This window comes from Brasilonema sennae CENA114 (assembly GCF_006968745.1).
GTDB lineage: Bacteria > Cyanobacteriota > Cyanobacteriia > Cyanobacteriales > Nostocaceae > Brasilonema > Brasilonema sennae.
The window spans coordinates 3,464,704-3,487,188 of record NZ_CP030118.1 but is presented as its reverse complement, the minus strand read 5'-3'; the positions used below and the strand labels follow the sequence as shown (position 1 = coordinate 3,487,188).

Here is a 22,485-nt window from a genome sequence, read left to right as displayed (position 1 = left end):
ATGAAGATTTCCCAACGTCATGCTTGGTCTTTAACAGTGGATGAAGCTAGAAAAATTCAAGAAACGCTTAGATATGAGGTCATTACCGAAGATAAACTCAAACAACCCATACAGTATGTAGCTGGGGTAGATATGGGTTTTGAAGCGGATGGGACAATTAGCCGTGCAGCTGTCGCAGTGCTAAGTTTTCCTGATTTACAGCTACAAGAAACAAGCCTAGCACGCCGTCCGACAACATTTCCCTACATCCCTGGCTTCCTCTCATTTCGTGAAATACCTGCTGTACTAGATGCACTGGAAAAGATTCAAACAATACCAGATCTTATTTTGTGTGATGGACAGGGAATAGCCCATCCTCGAAGATTTGGTATAGCTTGCCATTTGGGTTTAATTGTAGATATACCGACAATTGGTGTCGCTAAATCGTTGCTTATTGGTAAGTATGAAGACTTGCCAGAAACACGCGGTAGTTGCGTACCACTCATAGATAAAGAAGAAACAATTGGAGTTGTTTTACGGACGCGTACAAAAGTAAAACCACTTTATATATCTAGCGGTCATAGAATTAGTTTACCTACGGCAATTGATTATGTATTGCGTTGTACCACAAAATATCGACTGCCAGAAACAACACGCATTGCTGATAAACTTGCCTCTTCAAAATAAGCCAGAGAAATTCTATCTCGTCTGTTGCAAGATACCTATTATCGCGATTCAAGATCTCAATGAAATGACAGGTAGCTTGCGAGAACAAGTATCCAGAATTGAAGTCAGTTGTTCTAGACTAGAAAACTCCAAGCTTTTTGCGAACTGGGACTTTTGGCAGGAGCAACAGACCTTGATGGGTAAGACCAACAGAACTAGCAACTGCTGCATACCCTTACGCAAAGTATCCTATAAATTATGACTCCTGAAACAATCAATAATCCATTTCTCCGTCTTAAAGTTCGCTCTTTGCTGCTGCGACTTTTCCTCATATCTTTTGTCCTTGGTTTGGCGCTGGGGCTAATTCAAGTGACCAAACCGTTGAATTTCAATCCTCAAGTCTTGAATCTCGTCCTTTACATTTTCGTGTTTGGCTCACTTTGCCTCTGGATACTGGCAGACTTCAAGCGCTTAGGAATTCACCTTAACTACGTTGTTGGTCGATTGCCAAATAACCATAAGTGGTTGCCCAAGGTAGGCTTAGTTATTCTGTTGATTTTATTTTCTATCGGTTCCTACTTAGTCTTGTTGTACCTACTGTCATTAATGGCTCCATCACTTGTAGATAGAATCCTATATGACGTTGCCAAAACCCCAATACCTCAAAGGACTGCACCAGTGTTGTTCAATTTGCTGCAAGCGATCGTGTTAGTGGTTGTCGCCCCAATTACGGAAGAATTCCTGTTTAGGGGGATTATTTTGCAGCGCTGGGCAAGTAAGTGGGGCATTCAAGCAGGATTGTTGGGTTCATCGCTATTGTTCGGCATTGGGCACGCGAATTTTCTGGGATTGTCTATGGTAGGAATGGTTTTAGGGCTGTTGTACATCCGGACACGCTCACTGATCGTACCCATTGCCTGTCATGCAATGAATAATTCTTTTGTAGTGGTCATGAGCCTGTTAAATACTGTTTCAATACCTACCCCAACCATGAACAACTTAGAACAATTACGTCATAGCTTGTGGTTAGGTATCCTGTTTATAGTTCTCTCGTTACCTCTTTTAGTACGCTTTGTTTCCCAAAACTGGCCACGCAAAGATGCTGCTATGCCTTACTTCATCAATTCTTCGCAAAAAGAGTCATAAAAAAATTACACAATAGATATAGAAATGTATAGAATCTTATAAAAATATAAAAAACACATTTTAAAGATGCAGACATTTGAAGCAAGTTCCTTAATGCATCTGTCAGCTGTACCAAAACGTTGCCAGCCTCTAAAAATTGTGGCGTTAGGAGATAGTTTAGTATATGGATTTGGCGATCCAGAAGGAGGCGGCTGGGTCGAACGACTACGACGATGTTGGATGTTAGCAGATAGCCCAGGTCATGTTCTTTACAATTTGGGGGTGCGGGGCGATCGCATTCAGCAAGTATCACAAAGGCTAGGAGTTGAATTTCGCCACCGTGGTGAACTGCGAAACCAGGTTCCCGACTTGATTATTCTTTCAGTAGGAGTCAATGATTCTGCACGGCTAGGTCGTCTCAACGGACGAAACTATACAGATTTTGCCGTTTTTGAATCACACATTGCATTTTTACTTGACCAGGCACAGCAATTATGTCCGGTTTTATTCGTAGGCATGGTACCAGTTGATCAAGCCAAAATGCCATTTATGAATTGCTTTTACTATAATCATGCCGACCAGCACCGTTACAAAGAAGCGATCCGAGTTGCTTGTACCGCAAGAAAAATTCCCTATCTCGATATTTTCCAAAAATGGATGGAGCGCACTGAAGCTTGGAGACTCAAACGTTTGAGCAAAGACGGTCTTCATCCAAATACACTTGGGTATCAAACTCTCTTGGAAGATGTTATCAGTTGGGAAGCGTTTGCTTCTTACAATTTTAGTTCGTGTGAGTGAAAACTAACTGCTATAGAAACCCTAGACAAGTCTAGACATTTGCTTCTTTCTTCATAGGGAGCATGGGAGCGGTTATCCCTCAGAAAGCATTCACGTCTTAGCCAGACGCGATACGCCACATGCTAACTCCTGCCCAGACGCTGTGCGTATGCCTACGGCACGCCTTACGTCTAACGCCCTTGGCGTGCGCTTTGCGCTTACAAGCCGGAAAACCCTAGTGGAGCAATGGCTCAGGTTGATTGCGGCATTTAAATCCCTATCAATTACGTGTCCACAATGCTCACAATTGTAGACACGTTCACTTAATAGCAAGGATTCTTTTTTACAGCCACATCTACTACAAGTTTTGGATGATGGGTACCATCTATCCGCTAAAACTAACTTGCTTCCAAACTTCTTGCATTTGTATTCAAGCTGTCTTTTGAATTCATAAAACCCAGAGTCAGCTATGGATTGCCCAAGTTTATGGTTTTGCATCATGCCATTTACTGCAAGTCTTCGATTACTACAAGCGCGTGGTTTTTGCATAAGTAATTCGTGACTTTATGAAGCGAGTCTTTGCGAATGCTTGAAACGCGGTTATGATGCTTAGCTAGTTTGATTTTTGCCTTATGACGATTGCTACTACCTTTGGTTTTTCGCGCCAAAGCTTTAGACAATCGCTTCAGCTTTTGAATGTTTTTCTTATAGGCTTCTGGATGAGGGAATGTAACGCCAGTGCTAAGCGTAGCTAGTTCCTTAATGCCTAAATCCACTCCTACAACATCTACAGACTTAGAGCTTGGCTCAGTTTCGACACAGTGTGCAAACGCAATGTACCAGTCATCTGCTATCCGAGATATTGATAACTTAGTCGTCGTAGTATGGGGCAAACCTTCGCAAGTCTTAACCCAGCCAATGGTCGGTAACTTAACACGTACGCCGCCTATAGGAATGGGTTTTCCAGCTGCGTCAATAGTAAAAGAATCATTCTGACCTTTCTTTTTAAACCTAGGATATCCTCCCAGGCCCTTAAAGAATCGGTCATAGGCAGCACCTAGTTGGTCAAAAGCATATTGAGTTATTTTTTGACAAATACCTTTGTGTTTGATCCATTCCAACTGAGTTTTCACTGAGTTGTTAAAGAACTTTTTGAGCAGGAATTTATTCGGCTTGAATCCATCTTGATATAAGTTCTGCCAAGTCGCCAAACCCCAGTTATAAGTAAACCGCGCTATGCCTGCGTGTTTGCTCATTATTGTTTTTTGCTCTGCTGTTAGCTTCAACTTAGTCTTGATGGATAAAAGCATTGAGCGACCTCAAGGTTTGCCACATAAATATTAGTATACTAATATTTAAAAGTTTTAAAGGACTTTTAAAAGAAAAAACAAACTTGGTGCGCTTCCTTTCAATGAAGAGCCGTTTGACAAGTCTCCTGTCTGTCTTAAAGTGCGCGAAGGCGTTAAAGAAAAGTTAAAAGCCATTCCTGACTGGCAAGAACAGCTAAGAGGTCTCATTGATGAATTGATTAAAAATACGGGAGATATTTGTAAATGAATGACTATGTTTGTCTAGGTTATTTGCTACTTAGGACAAGCTCTAAGCTAATCCGCATTCAAGCTGCAATATAGACGTTATTTCCCTTATGTTTTATTTTGCGATGCCAGTTAATAACTAACTCACCTTGATTTAATAACTTATTTAGTAAAGATTTCAATTCATCTAATGACTTAAACAAACGATGAGCGATGTATTCTTTACATGAATGCCAGACTAATTCAATCATGTTATAATCAGGACTGTAAGTCGGTAAAAATTCTAAAATAAAATTAGGGAACTCTTGAGATATTTTAGCGAGAATCTCCTTACGTTTATGAAAACTAGCATTATCTAAGATTAAAATAATCTTAGATCCAAGCTTTGAAAAATCTTCCGAGCGGTTTCCTTTGTTTACCCACTCTTGTTTGATCAACTCATTTAAGTGTTGTAATTGCTCATAAAAAATATCTGCATTACCTTTTTTAATAAAAAAACATACCCGCTTACGATCTGCTTCTCTTATTGCTCCCATCACATTAAGACGACCATGCCGCCGTTGACCGGGAAGATTTTTACGTTTTCCTTTCTTACCCCAATTCTGACGTCGAATCACACGTAAACTAAAACCACTTTCATCCCAAAACCATACCTGTAAACGCTCTGGTTGTTCTCGTGCTATTGATAAATATTGAACAAGTTTTTCTTTAAACTTTGCTCTCTCTACTGGATTTTGTTTATCTTCTAAGTCATATTTAGCCCAAATATAACTATACTTTTTTTGCTTTAATATCCTCCTCACTTGCGAGCTACTTAATTCAATCCCAGTTTGCTCACTTAAATATGTGGCTAATCTTTCTGCTGTCCATCTTCCAAATTCGTAACCCAAATCTGATGGTTCTTTATCAACTGTTTTTAATAATAGTTCAATGTATTCAGGAGTCGCTTTCCAGTAATGCTCGTACTCTCTTTTATTATGTAATGTTTCTAGATTATCTGGGTCTCCGTGCATACACCAATATGCTACTGTTCTAAGCGAACAACCTAAAAAATTAGCAATTTCTTGTTGTGTTCTCCCATCATTTTGGAGCAGAATAATTAAAATTCTTTCTCTAACGTGCGGTAATTCACTCTCTTTTAGAGCTTGTTGTAGCTGAGTAACTTGTTCCGGCGTTAAAAAGTTCCTTGCTGGTGGTGGCATAGTTACTTTTAGGTTACTTTACCTTTTTATTATGCAACTTAAATGCCGATTAGCTTACAATCTCATCCACTGGCTTAAACTCCTGTACCTTTGGGTAGATGTAAGAAGGACTGTTACATATGGTAGATTTAATCCCTACTATCCCACGTAGTATCGTTCGAGCGCTATTCAAAATCAAAAGTATCTGCACCCCTTGTTGACGTGAAGGCAACTGTTCCGCAAGACATATTTATCGGCGACAGCGAGATTGCAATGCTGATGCGATCGCACTCCTGGTCAGCTTTCAAACGCAGTCAAGTTCACCGATGTCGGCGGACCAGTAGACATCCGATTGCAGCGCGTTGGATCTTGTGCCCAAATCACCGTCAGCGATACGGGTAAAGGCATTCACCCGGACTTTCTCCCCCATGTGTTTGAATACTTCCGCCAAGCAGATGCTGCTCAGCGACATTGGCATGCCAGAGATGGATGGCTACACACTCATGCGTCAAGTGAGAACTCTGCCACCAGAGCAAGGTGGGCAAATTCCGGCAATCGCCCTCACGGCATATGCCGGGGAAATTGATTATCAGCAGGCAATTTCAGCAGGTTTTCAACAACATATTTCAAAACCAGTAGATCCAGCAATATTAGTTGAGGTCACTTCCAACTTAGTTGGACGCAGCGATTAACTTAAGCAAAAGAAGCGATTGTCAGAAAACGCACTTCTATGGGGCGATCTGCGCTTCGCACAGCAGCCAAGCGATCGCTCGTTCGATCACCATCAAATCATTATTCAGACTGTTAATAACTCTGAGGAGCTGATCAATCTGATTTTTCAGACTTAAGCCAGTTTCTTGATAAATGTACTTCCGATTCAAAGCCTCACGAGCCAAATCCAAACGTTCTTTTTTCAAAGCTACCACAGCGACTTGATGCCATGCTTGGATTTCATCTTCAGCTTGCTTGTACTGTAATTCCAATTGCTTAAGGTTTGCTGTAGCGCTGTCAATGCTTTGCTGTATGCTGGGTCTTATTTTGTAAAGAGTGTCGGATTTGTCCAGAACTTTCGATAAACCGTAAACCCCAAGTCCAACCACTGCGCCTGTAGTCACGACATGAGCCATGCCTATACTAAAACCCGCTGCAACCACAACTAATCCCATATTTCCGATTGTTGCATAAATACCCGCACCGCCAGCTGAGCGAAGTGCTGCTGCACCTACAGCCAAAGGGTCTTGATTTTCCACTCCTTTTTTGAGTCCATAAGCAGTAGCTCCAGCAACCGTCCCCGCAGTTATCAAATGAGGGGCATAAATTCCCACGGCTGTGCCTATACCAGCTAGACCCATGTTCCCAACCATAGCAGAAATTCCCGCACCCGCTACACTCACATCTTGCACCAATAAAAAATGATGTTGTTTTGACACACAGTAACAACCCTAAAATCCTTATTTAACCTATAAAAGCCAAGAAAAAGACTGTAGCTTTATTGCACTGCTTTTAACTAAACCCAGGGTTATACGGAAAGGTGCAAGATCTGAGTACACCTCCTCCAGCAATAAACATTTCTCCTTCTATCCGGTTGAAATTGCCTGCAATATCATTCAAGTTTGCTTTTATGACTCGGTTAACGCGTTCGCTTAATCCCATAGTTTTTCTTTCTTTTTGGCTTATTTAAGCTTTTCTAGCCCTGTCCTTAGTCAACCTTCATGCTCATATCTGATACTTACGCAAAGCGTATGCCACTTTGTTACTTGGTTCATTAGACATTTGATAGAAATAGGTAATGCATACTGATCCATAACGGGCTTTGCAAGCTATAACGGCGCTTGTTAACAACAATTAACACCACGAATTACTATAAGTAAACTAGATAACGTTGACTTGACATATTAAAGGGTTATAAAGAATCATCTTTAGACCACTGGATAGTCGATTGTGAGGAAAACATGCAGACAGTTATTCTCGTTCTCGTTGAAGTGCTAATTGTTATCGGACTGTCACGCCTAGTAGGACTCGCCTTCCGGTGGATTAACCAACCATTAGTCATTGGAGAGATTGTTGCTGGGATAATGCTCGGACCATCTCTTTTTGGTTTGGTTGCTCCAGGATTAGCATCTACCTTATTTCCACCCGAAACAATTCCCTTCCTGAATGTGTTGTCTCAGGTAGGGTTAATTTTCTTCATGTTTTTGATTGGGTTAGAGTTAAACCCGAAATACCTCAGCGGCAATTTAGAGGTAGCAATCTTAACTTCTCACGTCAGTATTTTAGTACCGTTTTCATTAGGAACGCTGCTAGCAGTTCTGCTGTATCCTCTAGTATCCAATGCTAGTGTGTCGTTTACCGCCTTCGCACTGTTTCTGGGAGCAGCAATGTCGATTACTGCTTTTCCAGTATTAGCACGGATTATTACTGAGAACAATTTGCAAAAAACACGTTTGGGAACTTTGGCGCTGACTTGTGCTGCAGTAGATGACGTCACTGCTTGGTGTTTGTTAGCAGTGGCTATTGCTGTTGCACATACTGGTAGTTTTGTCAAAGCTATTCCCACGATTTTATACTCCCTGATCTACATCGGCTTCATGATGACAGTAGGGCGAATTTTCTTGAAACGCCTTGCCAACTACTACCGTCGGACTGGACGCCTCAGCCAATTAGTTCTAGCTTTGATTTACATGGGAGTGGTTGCTTCTGCCCTAATAACTGAACTGATTGGTATTCACCTCATATTTGGGGCATTTTTACTAGGAGCAGCCATGCCAAAGAATGCAGGTTTAGTGCGGGAATTAGCAATAAAAACCGAAGATTTTGTGCTGATATTTCTGCTACCAGTGTTCTTTGCTTATAGTGGTTTGCGGACGGAAATTGGTTTGCTGAATAAACCAGAATTATGGGCACTATGCTTAGCTGTGCTCGCAGTGGCAATCATAGGTAAATACGTCGGAACTTATGTAGCAGCGCGTGTCAGTGGTATAGATAAGCGAGAAGCCTCAGCACTAGGTTGGTTGATGAATACTCGCGGCTTAACTGAGCTGATAGTGCTAAATATTGGTCTGAGTCTTGGAGTCATTTCGCCGCTACTATTTACCATGTTGGTGATAATGGCACTAGTCACAACATTTATGACTTCGCCACTGTTAGAGCTGACTTATCCGAAAAAGCTGATCAAGTTGGATGTGGTTGAGCAAGAACCAGAAGAAAAAGAAACAAGCACCTCTGGTGGTGAAGATTTTTACAATCGTCCTTACGGAATTTTGGTTCCAGTCGCAAATCCCAACAGCCAAAAAGGTTTGATGGAGTTGGCTGTTGCGATCGCAATCAACTATCGACAACCTGCCGTTGTTTACCCACTCAGTTTGATTGAACTGCAAGAAGACTATGGCTTTGAAAGTACTCCACAAGAAGCAGATCGAGTTATTACACAGCGTCGCCAACAGCTAGAAGAATTGATTTCACGTCTAGAACCATCAGAAGCACGCTCCTATATGCATCCTATTGTTTGCACATCGAGCAATGTTGCACGAGAAACAGCACGGATTGCCTTACTTGAGCAAGCTAACTTAATTTTAGTAGGATGGCATCGTCCAGCTTTTAGTAAGAATCGCTTAGGTGGACGAGTTGGTCAAATTCTCACCAATGCACCAGTAGATGTAGCGGTGTTTATAGATCGAGGACAAGAGCGTTTAGAAAGGTTGTTGGTTCCTTATTCTGCAAACATTCATGACGATTTAGCAATGATACTGGCTTTGAGACTGCTAATAAATCGTGATACCTGCCGATTACAGGTTTTACAGGTTGTAGCAGAGAATCAAGTCAGAAATGAACTGAGTTACGAGCTTCACAACGTGATGGAGCAATTGCCTCAAAGTGTACGCGATCGCATTGACATCAAAATAGTGGAAGCTATAGAGCCTATTCAAGCTGTAGTCGCAGCCTCTGAAGCAGTTGATCTGACTATTGCTGGTACGAGTCGCGCTTGGGGTATCGAACGTCAAACCCTGGGAAGATACACAGATCAACTAGCTATTGAGTGTCGCTCCTCACTACTGATTACTCGTCGCCACAGTCAAATTAGTTCTCATATTACTTCCATTCTTGCTAACGATAAATTAGAGATCATCAATTAGCTCAATAGTGAATTCTGAATGATTAATAGAAAAAATATAACGTTTCTTCTGACATCATTCAGGATTCATTATTCTCCTTTGTTTTCTATCACCCTTTATCTTCAGAACCATGAGTCATTTCAATCTTAAATCTTTGACTTTCTACGCTGTGGCAATAAGTTCAGTACTGCTTTTGTTTAAAGTAGTAACTGCTTATGGAGAAAGTAGTCTAAAAGCACCGCTTGAGATTGACAGCAACTATCGCCTCATGTTGAGTGAAAAATTACCCATCTGTGATAAATCGGGTTTTTTGCTCTTAAATCTTCAGCAATCAGGAATTTACTTAAATGGTTTATTAGTGCCAGACAACTCCATAAAAACTTCAAAAGTGTCTAAAAAATCTTCACTTATGGGTAAAATTAAAAATCAACAATTGAATTTATCTGGAACAATTCAAAAGCACATTCTATGTAATACTCCAAATGTTCCAAAACAAACAAACCTTATCCCAGTCAAACTACAAATTCAGTTGGTAAAGAAAGGAGATTTAATAGGCAAAATCAATGTCAGTGATAATTCCAAAACCATTGGATTAACAGCAATCCCACAAAAAACGAAAGAAAAATCTGAGGAGCCAAAGAATCATTGAACGGGAGCATCCCAAAGGTGTAAAATTATCTTATTTTGTAGTGTGGGCAAGATGCCTGCTTCAGTTATAAATTAGGGAGCAAGATGCTCCCAATAGCGTTTTTTGCAAAATTGGGATGCTTTCCATTGAACACCCCCTACTCCCTTAGGTGCAAGATTATCGATCCTCAGATCTTGCATCTAAGGGAGTAATAGCATTTCTATAAATCCGTCCAAAATATAAATGAGGCACAAAAAAGTGGTAGGCGGTGAGGTTATTTCTATGTATCTTCATACTGGAGTTTAGACTAAAGGCAGGCGATCGGTAAACAAAGGAAAGCATGTGTTGTTGGTATAAAATTTTGGGAAAGGCAGTCTGTGATTAACACAGACCCCCTTGGGCAGAAGATGAGAGAAGAACCACCAACTCTCACCTGCCAATATGAAACTTGTCAAACTTCAAGAATTTCGTCAAGCCGCTTACAAGCTTTTAGGCAAAGCCCATGATGCTATAGCAACCGCCAAGGCAGTTAGGACATAAACTAAAGGTGTTATCGTGACCTGCTATCGTCTGCTCAGCCATGGCTAAACCCTATAGTTACGACTTCCGTCAGAAAGTGATCCAAGGCATCGAGTTAGATGGACTCAAGAAACGCGAAGCGAGTGAACTGTTCAATATCAGCCGCAACACTATCAACCTGTGGTTGCAGCGCAAAGCTGAAACAGGAGATGTTCAAGCATTGCCCAACCGCCCCCCCGGTAATAACCACAAAATCACAGACTGGGAGCAGTTTCGGGCGTTTGCCAAGACTCATGGAGATAAAACCCAGGTGGAGATGGCGCAACTGTGGGACAGTGACATCAGCGATTGCCTACGGCAGAGCTGCGCTTAACGCACAATCTCACGGGCTTTGAAGAAAATTGGCTTTACTCGAAAAAAAAGACCTATGGCTACCGTGAGCGGGATGAAGCCAAACGACAGGCGTTCATAGATCAGTTGTCTACATTACCCCCAGATCAGCTCGTGTACTTAGATGAGTCTGGTATGGATAGTCGAGACGAGTATGATTATGGTTGGAATGAAAAAGGGGAGCGCTTCCATGCACTTAAGTCAGGCCGACGCTCTGGGCGGGTTAACATGATTGCCGCGCTATGTAACCAAAAGCTCATAGCTCCCTTTACTGTTGAGGGTGCATGTAATCGAACAATATTTGAAACTTGGCTGGAAACTTGTTTGCTTCCTGTACTCCAAGCAGGACAGGTTGTATAGCAGTCGCCAACTCTATTAGGACATATAGCAGGGAACAGTGAACGCTTAACGCTTAACAGGGTTGAAAATCTCATGATGTCCGTATTTTCTCATTAGTTCATGTCCTCATTTAGCTGGCAACAGCTATAACCCCACATTTGCTGCTCATACTACAATTTGACACCTTTACAAAAAGCAGGTAGTAAAAAAAACAATTGTCTATGACAATTATGGATAGACTTTGTGGAGTCATGAGGAGTATGAACAAGCAATTAAAGAATAAACAGTTTTTCTTATTTTGCAAGTATCTGTTTCGCGTTAGTTTGTTTGCTTTGTGTACAGGGGTGCTTTACAGTAAACCCCCTAGTGTCTATAGCTTTGATGTGGGCAATAGTAATAGCGTAGCCCCATTAGCGAGGCTTGAGGATTGGCGTTTTTACCCAGAAGGATCACAACTAGAAATTTCCCTCTCAGCAGCTGCACAACCTCGATACTTTTACCTTGCCCAACCGTCACGCATTGTTATAGATTTGCCTGGTACTAAATTAGGTAGAATTCCTACCAAACAAAATTTCTATGGAGCCATCCGAAGCATTCGCGTTTCTCAACTCAACGCAGATGTGACTCGTATTGTTATGGATTTAGCTCCAGGAATTTTCATGAATCCAAATCAAATGCAACTGCAACCCGTTTCTAGAGAAAACCCCACCCGTTGGGTTTTACGTCCTTCGCTCACCAGTAACGGTACCTCTTTACCTGGGAATTTTTCATCTACAACTATTTCCCCACCGCTACCAAGCAAAACACCGGGTATCTATACTCCCCCACAACCACCAAGCAACTTAGCACCTAGCGGATACAATAATTCCCCACAGCCGTTTAGTAACTCACCACTGGGTGTTTACAATTCTCCGCAACCTCCAAGCAACTTACCACCTGCGACATATAATGATCTTCCACAAGTTCCTGGCAACCCACCATCAACTACCTATAATCAACAACAAGTACCCGATTTTAGGGTACCGCCACCATTAACAACCCAACCTACAACAAATAACTTTCCACAAGCGCCATCTGTCCAAGTACCGCCTCTCGCGCCGAACAATTCCTCTCAACTCCCTGGTTCTGCTTTTAGCCCGCCCTCTTTTCCACGTCAAGGCAGTAGTTATCCGAACAATAACGCTCCTTCTTTGGGTACGTCGAATTTTCCAGTCCCAAATCTCCCCACTGGTTCACGCAGTTATCCTAATTCTAAAGTGATTGAGTTTGGTGAACCCTTTCCCAACTCTTCAAGATAAAAAGCACACAAAAGTAAAGAAGAACGAGAAAAGAAAGAACAAAGTAATTCTTTTTTCTTCCTTTTCTTGTCTTCGTTGTTTTCTAGAATCTTTGAGTTTCGATTCCTGGAGCTGTTGCTCCTGGTTGGTTAATGAAGAAGTTTTTCGCATCATCGTTCTCGTAAGTGCAGCTAATGTCAGGTTTATCACCGTTCAAGTCACCCGCATAGGCAAAGTTGTTCAAACGATTTTTGCATTCTCTGAGCTGCTCTGATGTTATCAGCTTCTTTTGTTCTAAAATTGTCATGTTACTCGAACGCAGAACACATCCAGGACGCATACTGGGCTGACCAACGTAGACTTTAAAAGGGTTGAGAGTCACAAACAGTCTGGTATCCATCACCATAGCGCTGGCTCCATACTGCACGCAAATATCAGCATTCGGTGCTTTGGTATCAATAAATTCTCGGCTAGCTACGTTATCTGGACTAAACGTAGCCGTGGAGCTAAAAGCAATACCAATCCCAATACCCAATACAAACACCCCTCCCAAGATTGCCATCGTGGTGAAATTAAACATCGGAGACTGGAAGATAGAAGGTTTAGGAGTGGTAGCTGTTCTACCAGTAGATTTTCGTCTCATTGTCGCTTAATCAACTTTACGCTTTGGACAGTAGGGAGTGCATTCAATAGCTCCCCTTATTTCAGTATGCCGATTCTTGAGTCTCATTGTCTGAAACTTTTTCTTTGATGTTCCTACCACCAGGCTAATTCAGCAAACTCGCTAAACATTCAGGTTTCATTTGAGGGATTTTTTGTTTTTAATTTTCTTTTGTGCACACGAAAACTTTTTACTACCAAAGGTTATAAAGGTGTCAAGAAATGTTAACTTAAAAATTAAGAAAAAATTAATACATTAAGTATAAAGAAAGTGGTAAGGTCACGTTCACTGCCATTTGGCAAGAATTTCAAATTTTCAGAATTTCAAACTCTCATAGCGGATAGTTTCACTATCTTCTGGGGAGATTGGCTAGAATTGCGTACAAAGCTTGTACAAATTATTTCTTCAGGATTAATATCTCCACTGATATACATTTTAGCTTTTGGCTTTGGTTTGGGTAGCTCCATCAAACCTGGCTCAGGACTCAGTGGTGACTATAATAACTATTTAGAATTTATTTTGCCAGGAATGGTAGCACTGTCATCTATGACAGTCAGCTTTGTCGGGACGACTTTTTCCATCTGCGGAGATAGACTTTTTACCAAAAATTTCGAGGAATTGTTACTCGTCCCTGTGCATCCCCTCGCGCTGCATATAGGAAAAATGCTGGCGGGAGTGATGCGAGGGTTGATGACTTCACTGGGTGTTATTTTAGTAGCGCTGGTTTTTACAAGAAACTGGAATTTCCTCAATCCATTGTTTCTGCTGATATTGGTATTAAGTTGTGCAGTTTTTGCTGGTTTGGGAGTGATTGTAGGGTTAAATGTGAAATCTCTTGAATCCGTGGGACTCTATAACAACTTTATTATTATCCCGATGTCGTTCTTAGGAGCAACGTTTTTTGATCCAGCTACATTACCCACAGCCTTAAAATTCGTAGTTTACTTGTTACCCCTGACTTACGCCAGCATCGGACTACGTGCTGCAGCTTGTTTGCCATTGTCTCAGTTTCCTTGGTATTGCTTGCCAATTTTACTTGTGATGGCGATCGCCCTTTCTCTATGGGGTGCTTACGTTTTTTCTCATCAACAGGATTAGTAGTTGGCAGGGGACAGAGATAGTTTTTCCCTGTCCTCTGTTGCTTCGTCCTAACTAGCTAGAAGGGTCTTTTGTAAAGGCGTCCAACGGAAGGCGCGATCGCCACCCCTTTCAATCACCACTTTCACTCGTGGTTCCAAGCTGGGTAAGGTCGTTAAGAACTCAATTTCCTGATTGGAAAGAATTTGCCCTTCAATAATCCACAACACCAACCCCTTTGATTTGGGTGGGAGCTGTTCGAGTTGAGAGCTAACAATCGGCGGTACATAGTAAACATAACCTACTGCCGCACCAGTGCTAGTACTTTTTTTCCCAAGATGAGGAGGTCTAACACCATGAACTGTTGTGAGATAGGCAGCTACATCGCCTAATCCCTTTGCACTCAGATCCAAAGTGGCATATCCTGCTGCACGCAGTCGGCGTCTGTACCGACCTTCAAAACCTCCTTCTAGAGGTACGTAAACACCAAGTGCGCCAAATTTCTCCAGATCCCGAATTAAAGCGTTGCCAGTGGTAATTAGTGCCATAAATTGATTTTTGTTCTATCCCACTTCGATATCTCTATTATTGACTGTTCAGTTCGAGAATCTGCTACGTTTAATAAGTCTCGCAAAATAATTCTAGAAACTGTCGCCAAAAAGACTTGAAAATTTCCTAGACAAATATTAGCAGATGAGTTATATTATTGGATCGTTACCATCTATTAAAATTAAGTTACAGTCTGACTGCTAATTGTAACTAGTGTTAGCATGAAAAGTTGATTGCTAAGTTCCACATGGAAGAAACTAGTAAAAATTGATAAAAGACTGGTAGACTAGAAAAACTGCAAAAACAAATTAGGAGTGGTTGGTAAGAAATAAATGCCAACCTTAAGAAGAAACTGCATTCACTCCTGAACCTCAAAATAATGAGGTAAAATCTTAAATAGTAGTTAAAATGACTGTTTGAGGTGGTTACTGAAGTAGGAGTTGAGCAGTCATGTTGGTTTGTAGGATTGTATAAATCTCAGCCAACGGATACTGGGCAGGTTGCTGCCTAAGTCCTACTACAACGCAGAATGTGCTAGATCAATCGCTTTTGATAAAAGCATTGCAGCACAAAGTGTAAAGCAACAAAAGCCTTGCACAAGGTTCAAGAGTTTTTCCTGATCAAAAGGAAAGGCTTTTGACTGTTCTGGTGACGAATACAAGGTAAATAAATTCATCAAATACTATGGACTCTTGGTGAAGACTCAAAGAAGTTGCAACTGTGATTACCTAAGCAGTTCGACATCAATAGGTCTGTCCAAAAAAGGGGAAATCGTCCTGAAGGGCGTTCACAAGCTTTGTCCTAAAAGATCTGATGGCAACAAAAAGAAAATAAGTAAGGAGTCCAGTAACTGTGTCTGTAGGTATTATCGGCACCAAACTGGGTATGACCCAAGTATTTGACGAGGCAGGAGTTGCGATTCCTGTGACCGTCATTCAGGCGGGACCATGCACCATTACCCAGGTTAAAACAAAACAGACCGACGGTTACTCCGCCATCCAAGTAGGTTATGGCGAGGTTAAGCCAAAGGCGCTGAATAAACCATTGTTGGGGCATCTTGCCAAATCATCAGCCCCAGCATTGCGTCATTTGCAGGAGTATCGCATAGATAATAGCGAGAGTGAATATACTCTAGGTCAACAAATTAAAGCGGATATTTTTAGTGCAGGTCAAACCGTAGATGTGATCGGTACAAGTATTGGTCGCGGTTTTGCAGGTAACCAGAAACGTAACAACTTCGGTCGAGGACCGATGTCGCACGGATCTAAGAACCATAGAGCACCAGGTTCAATTGGTGCTGGTACAACTCCCGGTCGTGTTTATCCAGGTAAGCGGATGGCAGGACGTTTGGGTGGTACCCGCGTCACAATCCGCCAACTGACTGTGGTACGAGTAGATCCAGAACGTAACTTAATACTTATCAAGGGAAGTGTTCCTGGTAAGCCAGGTAACTTAGTAGATATTGTCCCAGCAAAAGTAGTTGGTAAAAAGTCATAACTCATGAGTCATTTAACTCTAGTTATTTTTGTCCCCCTGTACAAATGACTAATGACCAATGAAGGGCAGATGCACTCAACGCAAAAGAAGCGTTGCACTGTCTGCTAATGACTAATTACCAATGACTAAGGACTAAGGATAAAAAATGTTTGAGTGTGTAGTCAAAAATTGGCAAGGAGAACAAGTCGGACAAAAAACGTTCGACTTCAAGGTTGCCAAAGAAGAAACGGCATCTCATGTCGTGCATCGAGCTTTGGTAAGACAAATGACCAATGCTCGTCAAGGAACAGCTAGTACCAAAACCCGTTCTGAAGTCAGAGGTGGCGGTCGCAAACCCTGGCGGCAAAAAGGGACTGGTCGTGCGCGTGCTGGTTCTATTCGTTCACCGTTGTGGCGTGGTGGTGGTGTCATATTTGGACCAAAACCGCGAGAGTATAACCTCAAGATGAACCGCAAAGAGCGGCGTTTAGCTTTGCGAACAGCTTTTGCCAGTCGAATTGACGATTTGATTGTGGTGGAAGAATTTAGCGAGGAAATGCAGCGTCCCAAGACTAAAGAATTAGTGGGAGCGATCGCCCGTTGGGGTTCAGAACCAGAAAACAAAACCTTATTAATTTTGTCTGAACGTACAGACAACGTCTTTTTATCAGCTCGTAACGTCGCAAATCTAAAACTGCTTGGATCTGACCAGTTAAATGTTTACGATTTGCTGCACGCCGACAAGATTGTTGTTACAGCATCAGCCTTAGAAAAAATTCAGGAGGTCTACAGTGACTAGATTTGACCCCCGGAACCTTCCTGACCTTGTGCGTCGCCCAATACTAACTGAAAAAGCGACTGTACTCATGGAGCAAAACAAATACACTTTTGAAGTAACTCCAAAAGCAACAAAGCCACAAATCAGAGCGGCGATTGAAGATTTATTTGAAGTAAAAGTTGAAAAAGTCAACACCGCAAGACCACCACGCAAAAAAAAGCGTGTTGGAAAATTTCTTGGTTACAAGCCCCAATATAAGAAAGCCATTGTTACAGTGGCGTCTGGGGATGTAGATAAGATTAGACAAGTTCTATTCCCAGAGGTTTAAAAAAATGGGTACTCGTTCTTATCGCCCTTACACCCCCAGTACTCGCCAAGTTACGATTTCTGACTTCTCAGAAATAACTAAAACCGAGCCAGAAAAATCGCTTACCGTATCGAAGCATCGCGCCAAAGGTAGAAATAATCAAGGACGGATTACTGTTCGCCACAGAGGTGGTGGACACAAACGTCTCTATCGCATTATCGACTTTAAAAGAGATAAGCGTGGTATTCCCGCCAAAGTGACAGCTATTGAATACGACCCCAACCGCAACGCGCGGATTGCCCTTGTGGAATACGAAGACGGCGAAAAGCGTTACATTATTCAACCCAACGGTTTAAAAGTAGGGACAACAATTATCGCCGGTCCTGATTCTCCTATTGAAAATGGCAATGCTTTACCTTTGTCTAACGTTCCTTTGGGAACCAGCGTTCACAACGTGGAATTGAAACCTGGTAAGGGCGGTCAAATTGTTCGCTCAGCTGGTGCGACTGCTCAAGTTGTGGCAAAAGAAGGTAGCTACGTAACACTCAAGTTGCCTTCTGGAGAAGTCCGGATGATCCGTCGCGAGTGCTATGCCACTATAGGACAAGTTGGTAATCTGGACGCCAGAAACCTGAGCGCAGGTAAAGCAGGTAGAACTCGCTGGAAAGGTCGCCGTCCTCAAGTTAGAGGTAGTGTGATGAACCCAGTTGACCACCCACACGGTGGTGGTGAAGGTAGGGCCCCAATCGGTAGATCTGGACCTGTTACACCTTGGGGTAAACCTGCTTTGGGTCTGAAAACACGCAAACCCAAGAAAGCCAGTAGCAAGTTTATTGTGCGCCGTCGCCGCAAATCTTCTAAGCGCGGTCGTGGCGGTCGTGAGTCATAGAATTTTAGATTTTAGATTTAGGATTTTAGATGATAAAGATAATCCAAAATCCTAAATCTACAATTGATAAATTCAAAATTCTAAATAGAAAATCCAAAATCTAAAATCCAAAATCCAACTATGGGTCGCTCACTAAAAAAAGGTCCTTTTGTTGCCGATCATCTTCTCACAAAAATTGAAAGGCTAAATGACGCCAATAAAAAGGAAGTTATTAAAACTTGGTCACGGGCTTCGACAATTTTGCCCCTCATGGTAGGTCATACCATCGCAGTTCATAACGGACGCCAACACGTCCCGATTTTTATCAGTGACCAGATGGTAGGACATAAACTGGGTGAGTTCGCCCCCACGCGCACTTATAAGGGTCACGCCAGAAGTGACAAAAAATCAGGTAGATAGTTATCAGTTATTAGTTACTAGTAGCTTAGTAGATGACTAATTACTCAAACGGACGGAGAAAACTATGGCAACAGATACGACAGAAGTAAAAGCGATCGCCCGTTATGTACGTATGTCTCCTTATAAAGTGCGTCGCGTACTTGACCAAATTCGAGGACGTTCATATCGAGAAGCGCTGATTATCCTAGAATTCATGCCCTATCGCTCCTGCGAGCCAGTATTGAAGGTTCTCAGAAGCGCTGCAGCCAATGCTGAACACAACGCTGGGCTGGACAGAGCAGAGCTTGTGATTACTAAAGCTCAAGCGGATCAAGGTCCTGTGCTCAAACGGTTCCAACCAAGGGCGCAAGGTCGTGCTTACCAAATTCGCAAGCCGACGTGTCATATTACTGTGGCTGTCGCTGCTGATGCTGCCGCAGCTAAATAAAGAAAAAATAGCGTACAGGTACACGAGAAGAATTTTTGTTTAGAGGAAGCATTTGTGGGACAGAAGATACATCCAGTAGGTTTTCGCTTGGGAGTCACCCAAGAGCATCAATCCCAGTGGTTTGCTGACCCTAGCCGCTATCCAGAACTTCTACAAGAAGACCACAAACTTCGTGAGTATATAGAACAAAAACTGGGTAGATACGCACAAAACAACGCTGGAATATCTGAGGTACGGATTGACCGTAAAGCAGATCAAATTGATTTAGAGGTACGTACAGCTCGACCCGGCGTTGTCGTAGGTCGAGGCGGACAAGGGATTGAATCTCTACGTACTGGTCTCCAGCAATTATTGGGAAGCAATCGCCAAATTCGCATCAACGTTGTTGAAGTCCAACGAGTTGATGCCGATGCTTACCTCATTTCTGAATATATCGCTCAACAACTGGAACGCCGCGTTTCCTTCCGGCGGGTCGTACGGCAAGCCATTCAACGTGCACAACGGGCTGGGATACAAGGAATCAAAATTCAAGTCAGTGGACGGCTCAACGGCGCAGAAATCGCGCGGACAGAGTGGACTCGTGAAGGTCGAGTACCTTTACACACGTTACGAGCTGACATTGATTACGCGTACTGTACAGCAAAAACTGTTTACGGAATTCTCGGCATTAAAGTGTGGGTGTTTAAAGGAGAAATTATTCCTGGACAGGAACCAACTCCTCTGCCACCAACGAATCGCGGTGATCGTGACCGTGGTGATCGTGACCGTGGCGACCGCGATCGCCCTTCATCTCGCCGTCAACAACGCCGTCGTCAGCAATTTGAAGACCGCTCAAATGAAGGATAGTCATAAGTTATTAGTCCATAGCATTTGACTTATTACCTTCAGTTTTGACTTTTAACTTTTGACACATCATGTTAAGTCCAAGAAGAACAAAATTCCGCAAACAACAACGCGGACGAATGAACGGTCTAGCCCATCGGGGTAGCGACCTGAACTTTGGGGATTTTGGTTTGCAAGCGTTGGAACCTGCTTGGATTACCTCTCGTCAAATAGAGGCTTCTCGTCGGGCAATGACTCGTTACATCCGCCGGGGTGGAAAAATCTGGATTCGGATTTTTCCTGATAAACCAGTGACTATGCGTCCTGCAGAAACCCGAATGGGTTCTGGTAAAGGTTCACCTGAGTTCTGGGTAGCAGTCGTAAAACCAGGACGAATTCTATTTGAAATTGCAGGCGTTTCCGAAGAAATTGCTCGCGAAGCAATGCGCTTGGCTGCTTTCAAATTACCCATCAAAACTAAGTTCATTTCACGCTCACAAGAGCAACAACAGGTGTAGGTTATGCCTCTTCCCAAAATTTCAGAAGCAAGAGAATTCAGTGACGAACAACTGGGGCAGGAGATTGTCGCTGTTAAAAAAGAACTCTTTCAATTGCGCTTGCAACAAGCAACTAGACAGCTAGACAAACCTCATCTGTTTAGACACGCTCGCCACCGTCTGGCCCAACTAATGACTGTAGAAGGAGAACGCAAACGCGCTTCCTCAAGTCAACAAGCTAAAGAATCAAATTAGAAGATTATGGCAGTAAAAGAACGAGTAGGCTTAGTCGTAAGCGACAAAATGCAAAAAACGGTGGTAGTCGCCATCGAAAACCGCGCTCCTCATCCGAAATACGGCAAAATAGTCGTGAAAACCCAGCGCTATAAGGTGCACGATGAAGAAAATCAGTGCAAAATAGGCGATCGCGTTCGCATTCAGGAAACGCGACCCCTGAGTAAAACTAAGCGCTGGAAAGTCACAGAAATCCTGACTACCAAAAATAGCTAAACCATATAGTTATTAAGTAGTAAAAAATAAAAAGGAAAAACGATCGTGATTCAGCCCCAAACTTACCTTAATGTTGCAGATAATAGCGGTGCCCGTAAACTTATGTGCATCCGCGTATTGGGAGCAGGTAACCGCCGTTACGGCTTCATAGGCGATCGGATCATCGCCGTCGTTAAAGACGCTCAGCCGAACATGGCTGTGAAAAAGTCTGATGTTGTAGAAGCAGTCATAGTCCGCACCCGTCATAATACCCATCGAGATAGCGGTATGAGTATTCGTTTTGACGATAATGCTGCAGTTATTATCAACAAAGATGGTAACCCCAGAGGAACACGGGTTTTCGGACCAGTCGCACGAGAACTGCGTGAGAAAAACTTTACTAAAATTGTTTCTCTGGCTCCGGAGGTGCTGTAATGGCAAATAAAAAGAAGGATCAACCTAGATTTTTCAAAATGCACGTAAAAACTGGGGATACGGTGCAAGTTATTGCCGGGAAAGATAAAGGCAAAGTTGGAGAAATTATCAAAGCAATTCCCCAAGAAAGTAAAGTGCTTGTTAAAGGTGTAAATATAAAAACGAAGCACGTCAAACCTCAGCAAGAAGGTGAATCTGGGCGTATTGTGACTCAGGAATACCCAATCCACAGTTCCAACGTTATGCTCTATTCCACCAAGCAAAATGTTGCCAGTCGCATCTCCTACACTTTCACTGCAGAAGGTAAGAAAGTTAGAATGCTTAAGAAAACTGGCGAAATCATAGATAAATAATGAGTCAGTGATCGAAAGGGGGCCTGTCGGCATATAAAAGCAAGTGCTAGGCTACAGTTTTCTGACTTGTAGATGCCTAGAGACTGGCTTCCGGTAGATTCCGGTAGATTAACATAGCCGCGTCTAACCAACCCGGAAAGTCATTGGTCATTAGTAAAAAAACAAAAGACAATAGACAAACAGTAAGGACAATAATCCCTGACCAAGACCAGGGATAAAAAGAACAAAAACTATGGCAAGCACAAGACTGAAAACTTTATACCAAGAAACAATTGTCCCGAAACTGATGCAACAGTTTCAGTACACCAACATTCATCAAGTGCCGAAGTTGGAAAAAGTGACTGTTAACCGGGGTTTGGGGGAAGCATCTCAAAATGCGAAAGCGTTGGAAGCGTCTTTGACCGAGATTGCCACAATTACTGGTCAAAAACCAGTCGTGACACGGGCTAAAAAAGCGATCGCGGGCTTCAAAATTCGTCAAGGTATGCCAGTTGGTATTATGGTCACCTTAAGAAGTGAAAGAATGTATGCCTTTCTCGATCGTCTCATTAGTTTAGCACTACCAAGAATCCGGGACTTTCGCGGTATTAGTCCTAAAAGCTTTGATGGTCGCGGTAATTATACTCTAGGTGTCAGAGAGCAACTCATTTTCCCAGAAATTGAGTATGACAGCATTGACCAAATTCGTGGTATGGATATTTCCATTATCACTACAGCAAAGACTGACGAAGAGGGTCGCGCCTTACTTAAAGAAATGGGAATGCCCTTTCGGGATCAATAAGTTCATCTAAAGAGGAA

At 42.5% G+C, this 22,485-nt stretch carries 25 protein-coding genes and 3 pseudogenes; 22 read left to right on the top strand and 6 right to left on the bottom strand.

The features are described from left to right. The 3 genes from nfi (at nucleotide 1) to DP114_RS14855 (ending at nucleotide 2,568) form a co-directional block, all read left to right on the top strand. A complete protein-coding gene (gene nfi / locus DP114_RS14865; RefSeq protein ID WP_171976443.1) occupies nucleotides 1-666 on the top strand; it encodes a deoxyribonuclease V in 666 nt (221 codons plus the stop codon). A gap of 237 nt (nucleotides 667-903) precedes the next feature. Further along, nucleotides 904-1,791 carry a CPBP family intramembrane glutamic endopeptidase gene (locus tag DP114_RS14860; RefSeq protein WP_169262920.1) on the top strand — a complete coding sequence of 296 codons (888 nt, stop codon included), beginning with the start codon at nucleotides 904-906 and terminating at the stop codon, nucleotides 1,789-1,791. A 66-nt stretch (nucleotides 1,792-1,857) separates the two neighbouring features. After that, the gene (locus DP114_RS14855; protein ID WP_171976442.1) at nucleotides 1,858-2,568 is read left to right on the top strand and encodes a GDSL-type esterase/lipase family protein; all 711 of its coding nucleotides are present in this window, start codon (nucleotides 1,858-1,860) and stop codon (nucleotides 2,566-2,568) included. Between the two features lie 90 nt (nucleotides 2,569-2,658). Here DP114_RS14855 and DP114_RS14850 read toward each other — a convergent pair. Continuing rightward, nucleotides 2,659-3,803 (bottom strand): annotated as a pseudogene (locus DP114_RS14850) (RNA-guided endonuclease InsQ/TnpB family protein). A gap of 359 nt (nucleotides 3,804-4,162) precedes the next feature. Continuing rightward, a complete protein-coding gene (locus DP114_RS14845) occupies nucleotides 4,163-5,284 on the bottom strand; it encodes an IS630 family transposase (protein WP_169262921.1) in 1,122 nt (373 codons plus the stop codon). 280 nt (nucleotides 5,285-5,564) lie between these two features. Between DP114_RS14845 and DP114_RS14840 the strand changes: the two are divergent. Next, nucleotides 5,565-5,955, top strand: a pseudogene (locus DP114_RS14840) (hybrid sensor histidine kinase/response regulator); the annotation flags it as partial. Nucleotides 5,956-5,991: 36 nt separating this feature from the next. On the opposite strand, the gene DP114_RS14835 reads toward DP114_RS14840, so the two are convergent. Beyond that, entirely contained in the window at nucleotides 5,992-6,693 is a 702-nt protein-coding gene (locus tag DP114_RS14835; protein WP_171976441.1) for a PspA/IM30 family protein, read from the bottom strand. 73 nt (nucleotides 6,694-6,766) lie between these two features. Continuing rightward, nucleotides 6,767-6,916: a hypothetical protein gene (locus DP114_RS14830; protein WP_169262923.1), complete on the bottom strand. Its 150-nt coding sequence runs from the start codon at nucleotides 6,914-6,916 to the stop codon at nucleotides 6,767-6,769. Between the two features lie 299 nt (nucleotides 6,917-7,215). On the opposite strand from DP114_RS14830, the gene DP114_RS14825 reads away from it, so the two are divergent. From DP114_RS14825 to DP114_RS14805, 4 genes and pseudogenes are all read left to right on the top strand, one after another. After that, nucleotides 7,216-9,396, top strand: coding sequence for a cation:proton antiporter (locus DP114_RS14825; RefSeq protein ID WP_169262924.1), 2,181 nt, complete (start codon nucleotides 7,216-7,218; stop codon nucleotides 9,394-9,396). 109 nt (nucleotides 9,397-9,505) lie between these two features. Further along, the gene (locus tag DP114_RS14820; protein WP_171976440.1) at nucleotides 9,506-10,024 is read left to right on the top strand and encodes a hypothetical protein; all 519 of its coding nucleotides are present in this window, start codon (nucleotides 9,506-9,508) and stop codon (nucleotides 10,022-10,024) included. A 559-nt stretch (nucleotides 10,025-10,583) separates the two neighbouring features. Continuing rightward, nucleotides 10,584-11,263: pseudogene (locus DP114_RS34980) on the top strand (IS630 family transposase); the annotation flags it as partial. Between the two features lie 248 nt (nucleotides 11,264-11,511). After that, on the top strand, nucleotides 11,512-12,549 hold the full coding sequence (locus DP114_RS14805) for an AMIN domain-containing protein (RefSeq protein ID WP_169265265.1): 1,038 nt from the start codon (nucleotides 11,512-11,514) through the stop codon (nucleotides 12,547-12,549). Between the two features lie 82 nt (nucleotides 12,550-12,631). On the opposite strand, the gene DP114_RS14800 is transcribed toward DP114_RS14805, so the two are convergent. After that, a complete protein-coding gene (locus DP114_RS14800) occupies nucleotides 12,632-13,171 on the bottom strand; it encodes a DUF3172 domain-containing protein (RefSeq protein ID WP_169265264.1) in 540 nt (179 codons plus the stop codon). A gap of 288 nt (nucleotides 13,172-13,459) precedes the next feature. Between DP114_RS14800 and DP114_RS14795 the strand changes: the two genes are divergently transcribed. Continuing rightward, nucleotides 13,460-14,287, top strand: a complete 828-nt coding sequence (locus tag DP114_RS14795) for an ABC transporter permease (protein ID WP_171976439.1) — start codon at nucleotides 13,460-13,462, stop codon at nucleotides 14,285-14,287. Nucleotides 14,288-14,337: 50 nt separating this feature from the next. Here DP114_RS14795 and ndhN read toward each other — a convergent pair whose 3' ends face one another. Further along, nucleotides 14,338-14,814 carry an NAD(P)H-quinone oxidoreductase subunit N gene (gene ndhN / locus DP114_RS14790; RefSeq protein ID WP_169265262.1) on the bottom strand — a complete coding sequence of 159 codons (477 nt, stop codon included), beginning with the start codon at nucleotides 14,812-14,814 and terminating at the stop codon, nucleotides 14,338-14,340. Nucleotides 14,815-15,667: 853 nt separating this feature from the next. On the opposite strand from ndhN, the gene rplC reads away from it, so the two are divergent. The 13 genes from rplC to rplE all read left to right on the top strand — a co-directional run bounded on the left by rplC (nucleotide 15,668) and on the right by rplE (nucleotide 22,468). Then, nucleotides 15,668-16,312 carry a 50S ribosomal protein L3 gene (gene rplC, locus DP114_RS14785; protein ID WP_169265261.1) on the top strand — a complete coding sequence of 215 codons (645 nt, stop codon included), beginning with the start codon at nucleotides 15,668-15,670 and terminating at the stop codon, nucleotides 16,310-16,312. Between the two features lie 145 nt (nucleotides 16,313-16,457). Next, nucleotides 16,458-17,090, top strand: coding sequence for a 50S ribosomal protein L4 (rplD, locus tag DP114_RS14780; RefSeq protein ID WP_169265260.1), 633 nt, complete (start codon nucleotides 16,458-16,460; stop codon nucleotides 17,088-17,090). Continuing rightward, on the top strand, nucleotides 17,083-17,397 hold the full coding sequence (locus DP114_RS14775; protein ID WP_169265259.1) for a 50S ribosomal protein L23: 315 nt from the start codon (nucleotides 17,083-17,085) through the stop codon (nucleotides 17,395-17,397). The genes rplD and DP114_RS14775 overlap by 8 nt, the downstream gene beginning before the upstream one ends. 4 nt (nucleotides 17,398-17,401) lie before the next feature. Continuing rightward, entirely contained in the window at nucleotides 17,402-18,265 is an 864-nt protein-coding gene (gene rplB / locus DP114_RS14770) for a 50S ribosomal protein L2 (protein WP_169265258.1), read from the top strand. 120 nt (nucleotides 18,266-18,385) lie between these two features. Further along, nucleotides 18,386-18,664, top strand: a complete 279-nt coding sequence (rpsS, locus tag DP114_RS14765; RefSeq protein WP_169265257.1) for a 30S ribosomal protein S19 — start codon at nucleotides 18,386-18,388, stop codon at nucleotides 18,662-18,664. Nucleotides 18,665-18,728: 64 nt separating this feature from the next. Beyond that, nucleotides 18,729-19,091 carry a 50S ribosomal protein L22 gene (gene rplV / locus DP114_RS14760; protein WP_169265256.1) on the top strand — a complete coding sequence of 121 codons (363 nt, stop codon included), beginning with the start codon at nucleotides 18,729-18,731 and terminating at the stop codon, nucleotides 19,089-19,091. A gap of 54 nt (nucleotides 19,092-19,145) precedes the next feature. Beyond that, nucleotides 19,146-19,937, top strand: a complete 792-nt coding sequence (rpsC, locus tag DP114_RS14755) for a 30S ribosomal protein S3 (protein ID WP_169265255.1) — start codon at nucleotides 19,146-19,148, stop codon at nucleotides 19,935-19,937. Nucleotides 19,938-20,005: 68 nt separating this feature from the next. Next, nucleotides 20,006-20,431 carry a 50S ribosomal protein L16 gene (rplP, locus tag DP114_RS14750; RefSeq protein ID WP_171976438.1) on the top strand — a complete coding sequence of 142 codons (426 nt, stop codon included), beginning with the start codon at nucleotides 20,006-20,008 and terminating at the stop codon, nucleotides 20,429-20,431. A gap of 3 nt (nucleotides 20,432-20,434) precedes the next feature. Continuing rightward, nucleotides 20,435-20,665: a 50S ribosomal protein L29 gene (rpmC, locus tag DP114_RS14745; RefSeq protein ID WP_169265253.1), complete on the top strand. Its 231-nt coding sequence runs from the start codon at nucleotides 20,435-20,437 to the stop codon at nucleotides 20,663-20,665. A 6-nt stretch (nucleotides 20,666-20,671) separates the two neighbouring features. Beyond that, on the top strand, nucleotides 20,672-20,920 hold the full coding sequence (rpsQ, locus tag DP114_RS14740) for a 30S ribosomal protein S17 (protein ID WP_169265252.1): 249 nt from the start codon (nucleotides 20,672-20,674) through the stop codon (nucleotides 20,918-20,920). A 45-nt stretch (nucleotides 20,921-20,965) separates the two neighbouring features. Further along, on the top strand, nucleotides 20,966-21,334 hold the full coding sequence (rplN, locus tag DP114_RS14735) for a 50S ribosomal protein L14 (protein WP_171976437.1): 369 nt from the start codon (nucleotides 20,966-20,968) through the stop codon (nucleotides 21,332-21,334). Continuing rightward, complete coding sequence (gene rplX / locus DP114_RS14730; RefSeq protein WP_169153392.1) at nucleotides 21,334-21,687, top strand: 50S ribosomal protein L24; 354 nt, start codon at nucleotides 21,334-21,336, stop codon at nucleotides 21,685-21,687. Before rplN ends, rplX begins: the two co-directional genes overlap by 1 nt. Nucleotides 21,688-21,919: 232 nt before the next feature. Then, on the top strand, nucleotides 21,920-22,468 hold the full coding sequence (gene rplE / locus DP114_RS14725) for a 50S ribosomal protein L5 (protein ID WP_171976436.1): 549 nt from the start codon (nucleotides 21,920-21,922) through the stop codon (nucleotides 22,466-22,468). The last annotated feature ends 17 nt before the right edge of the window (nucleotides 22,469-22,485 follow it).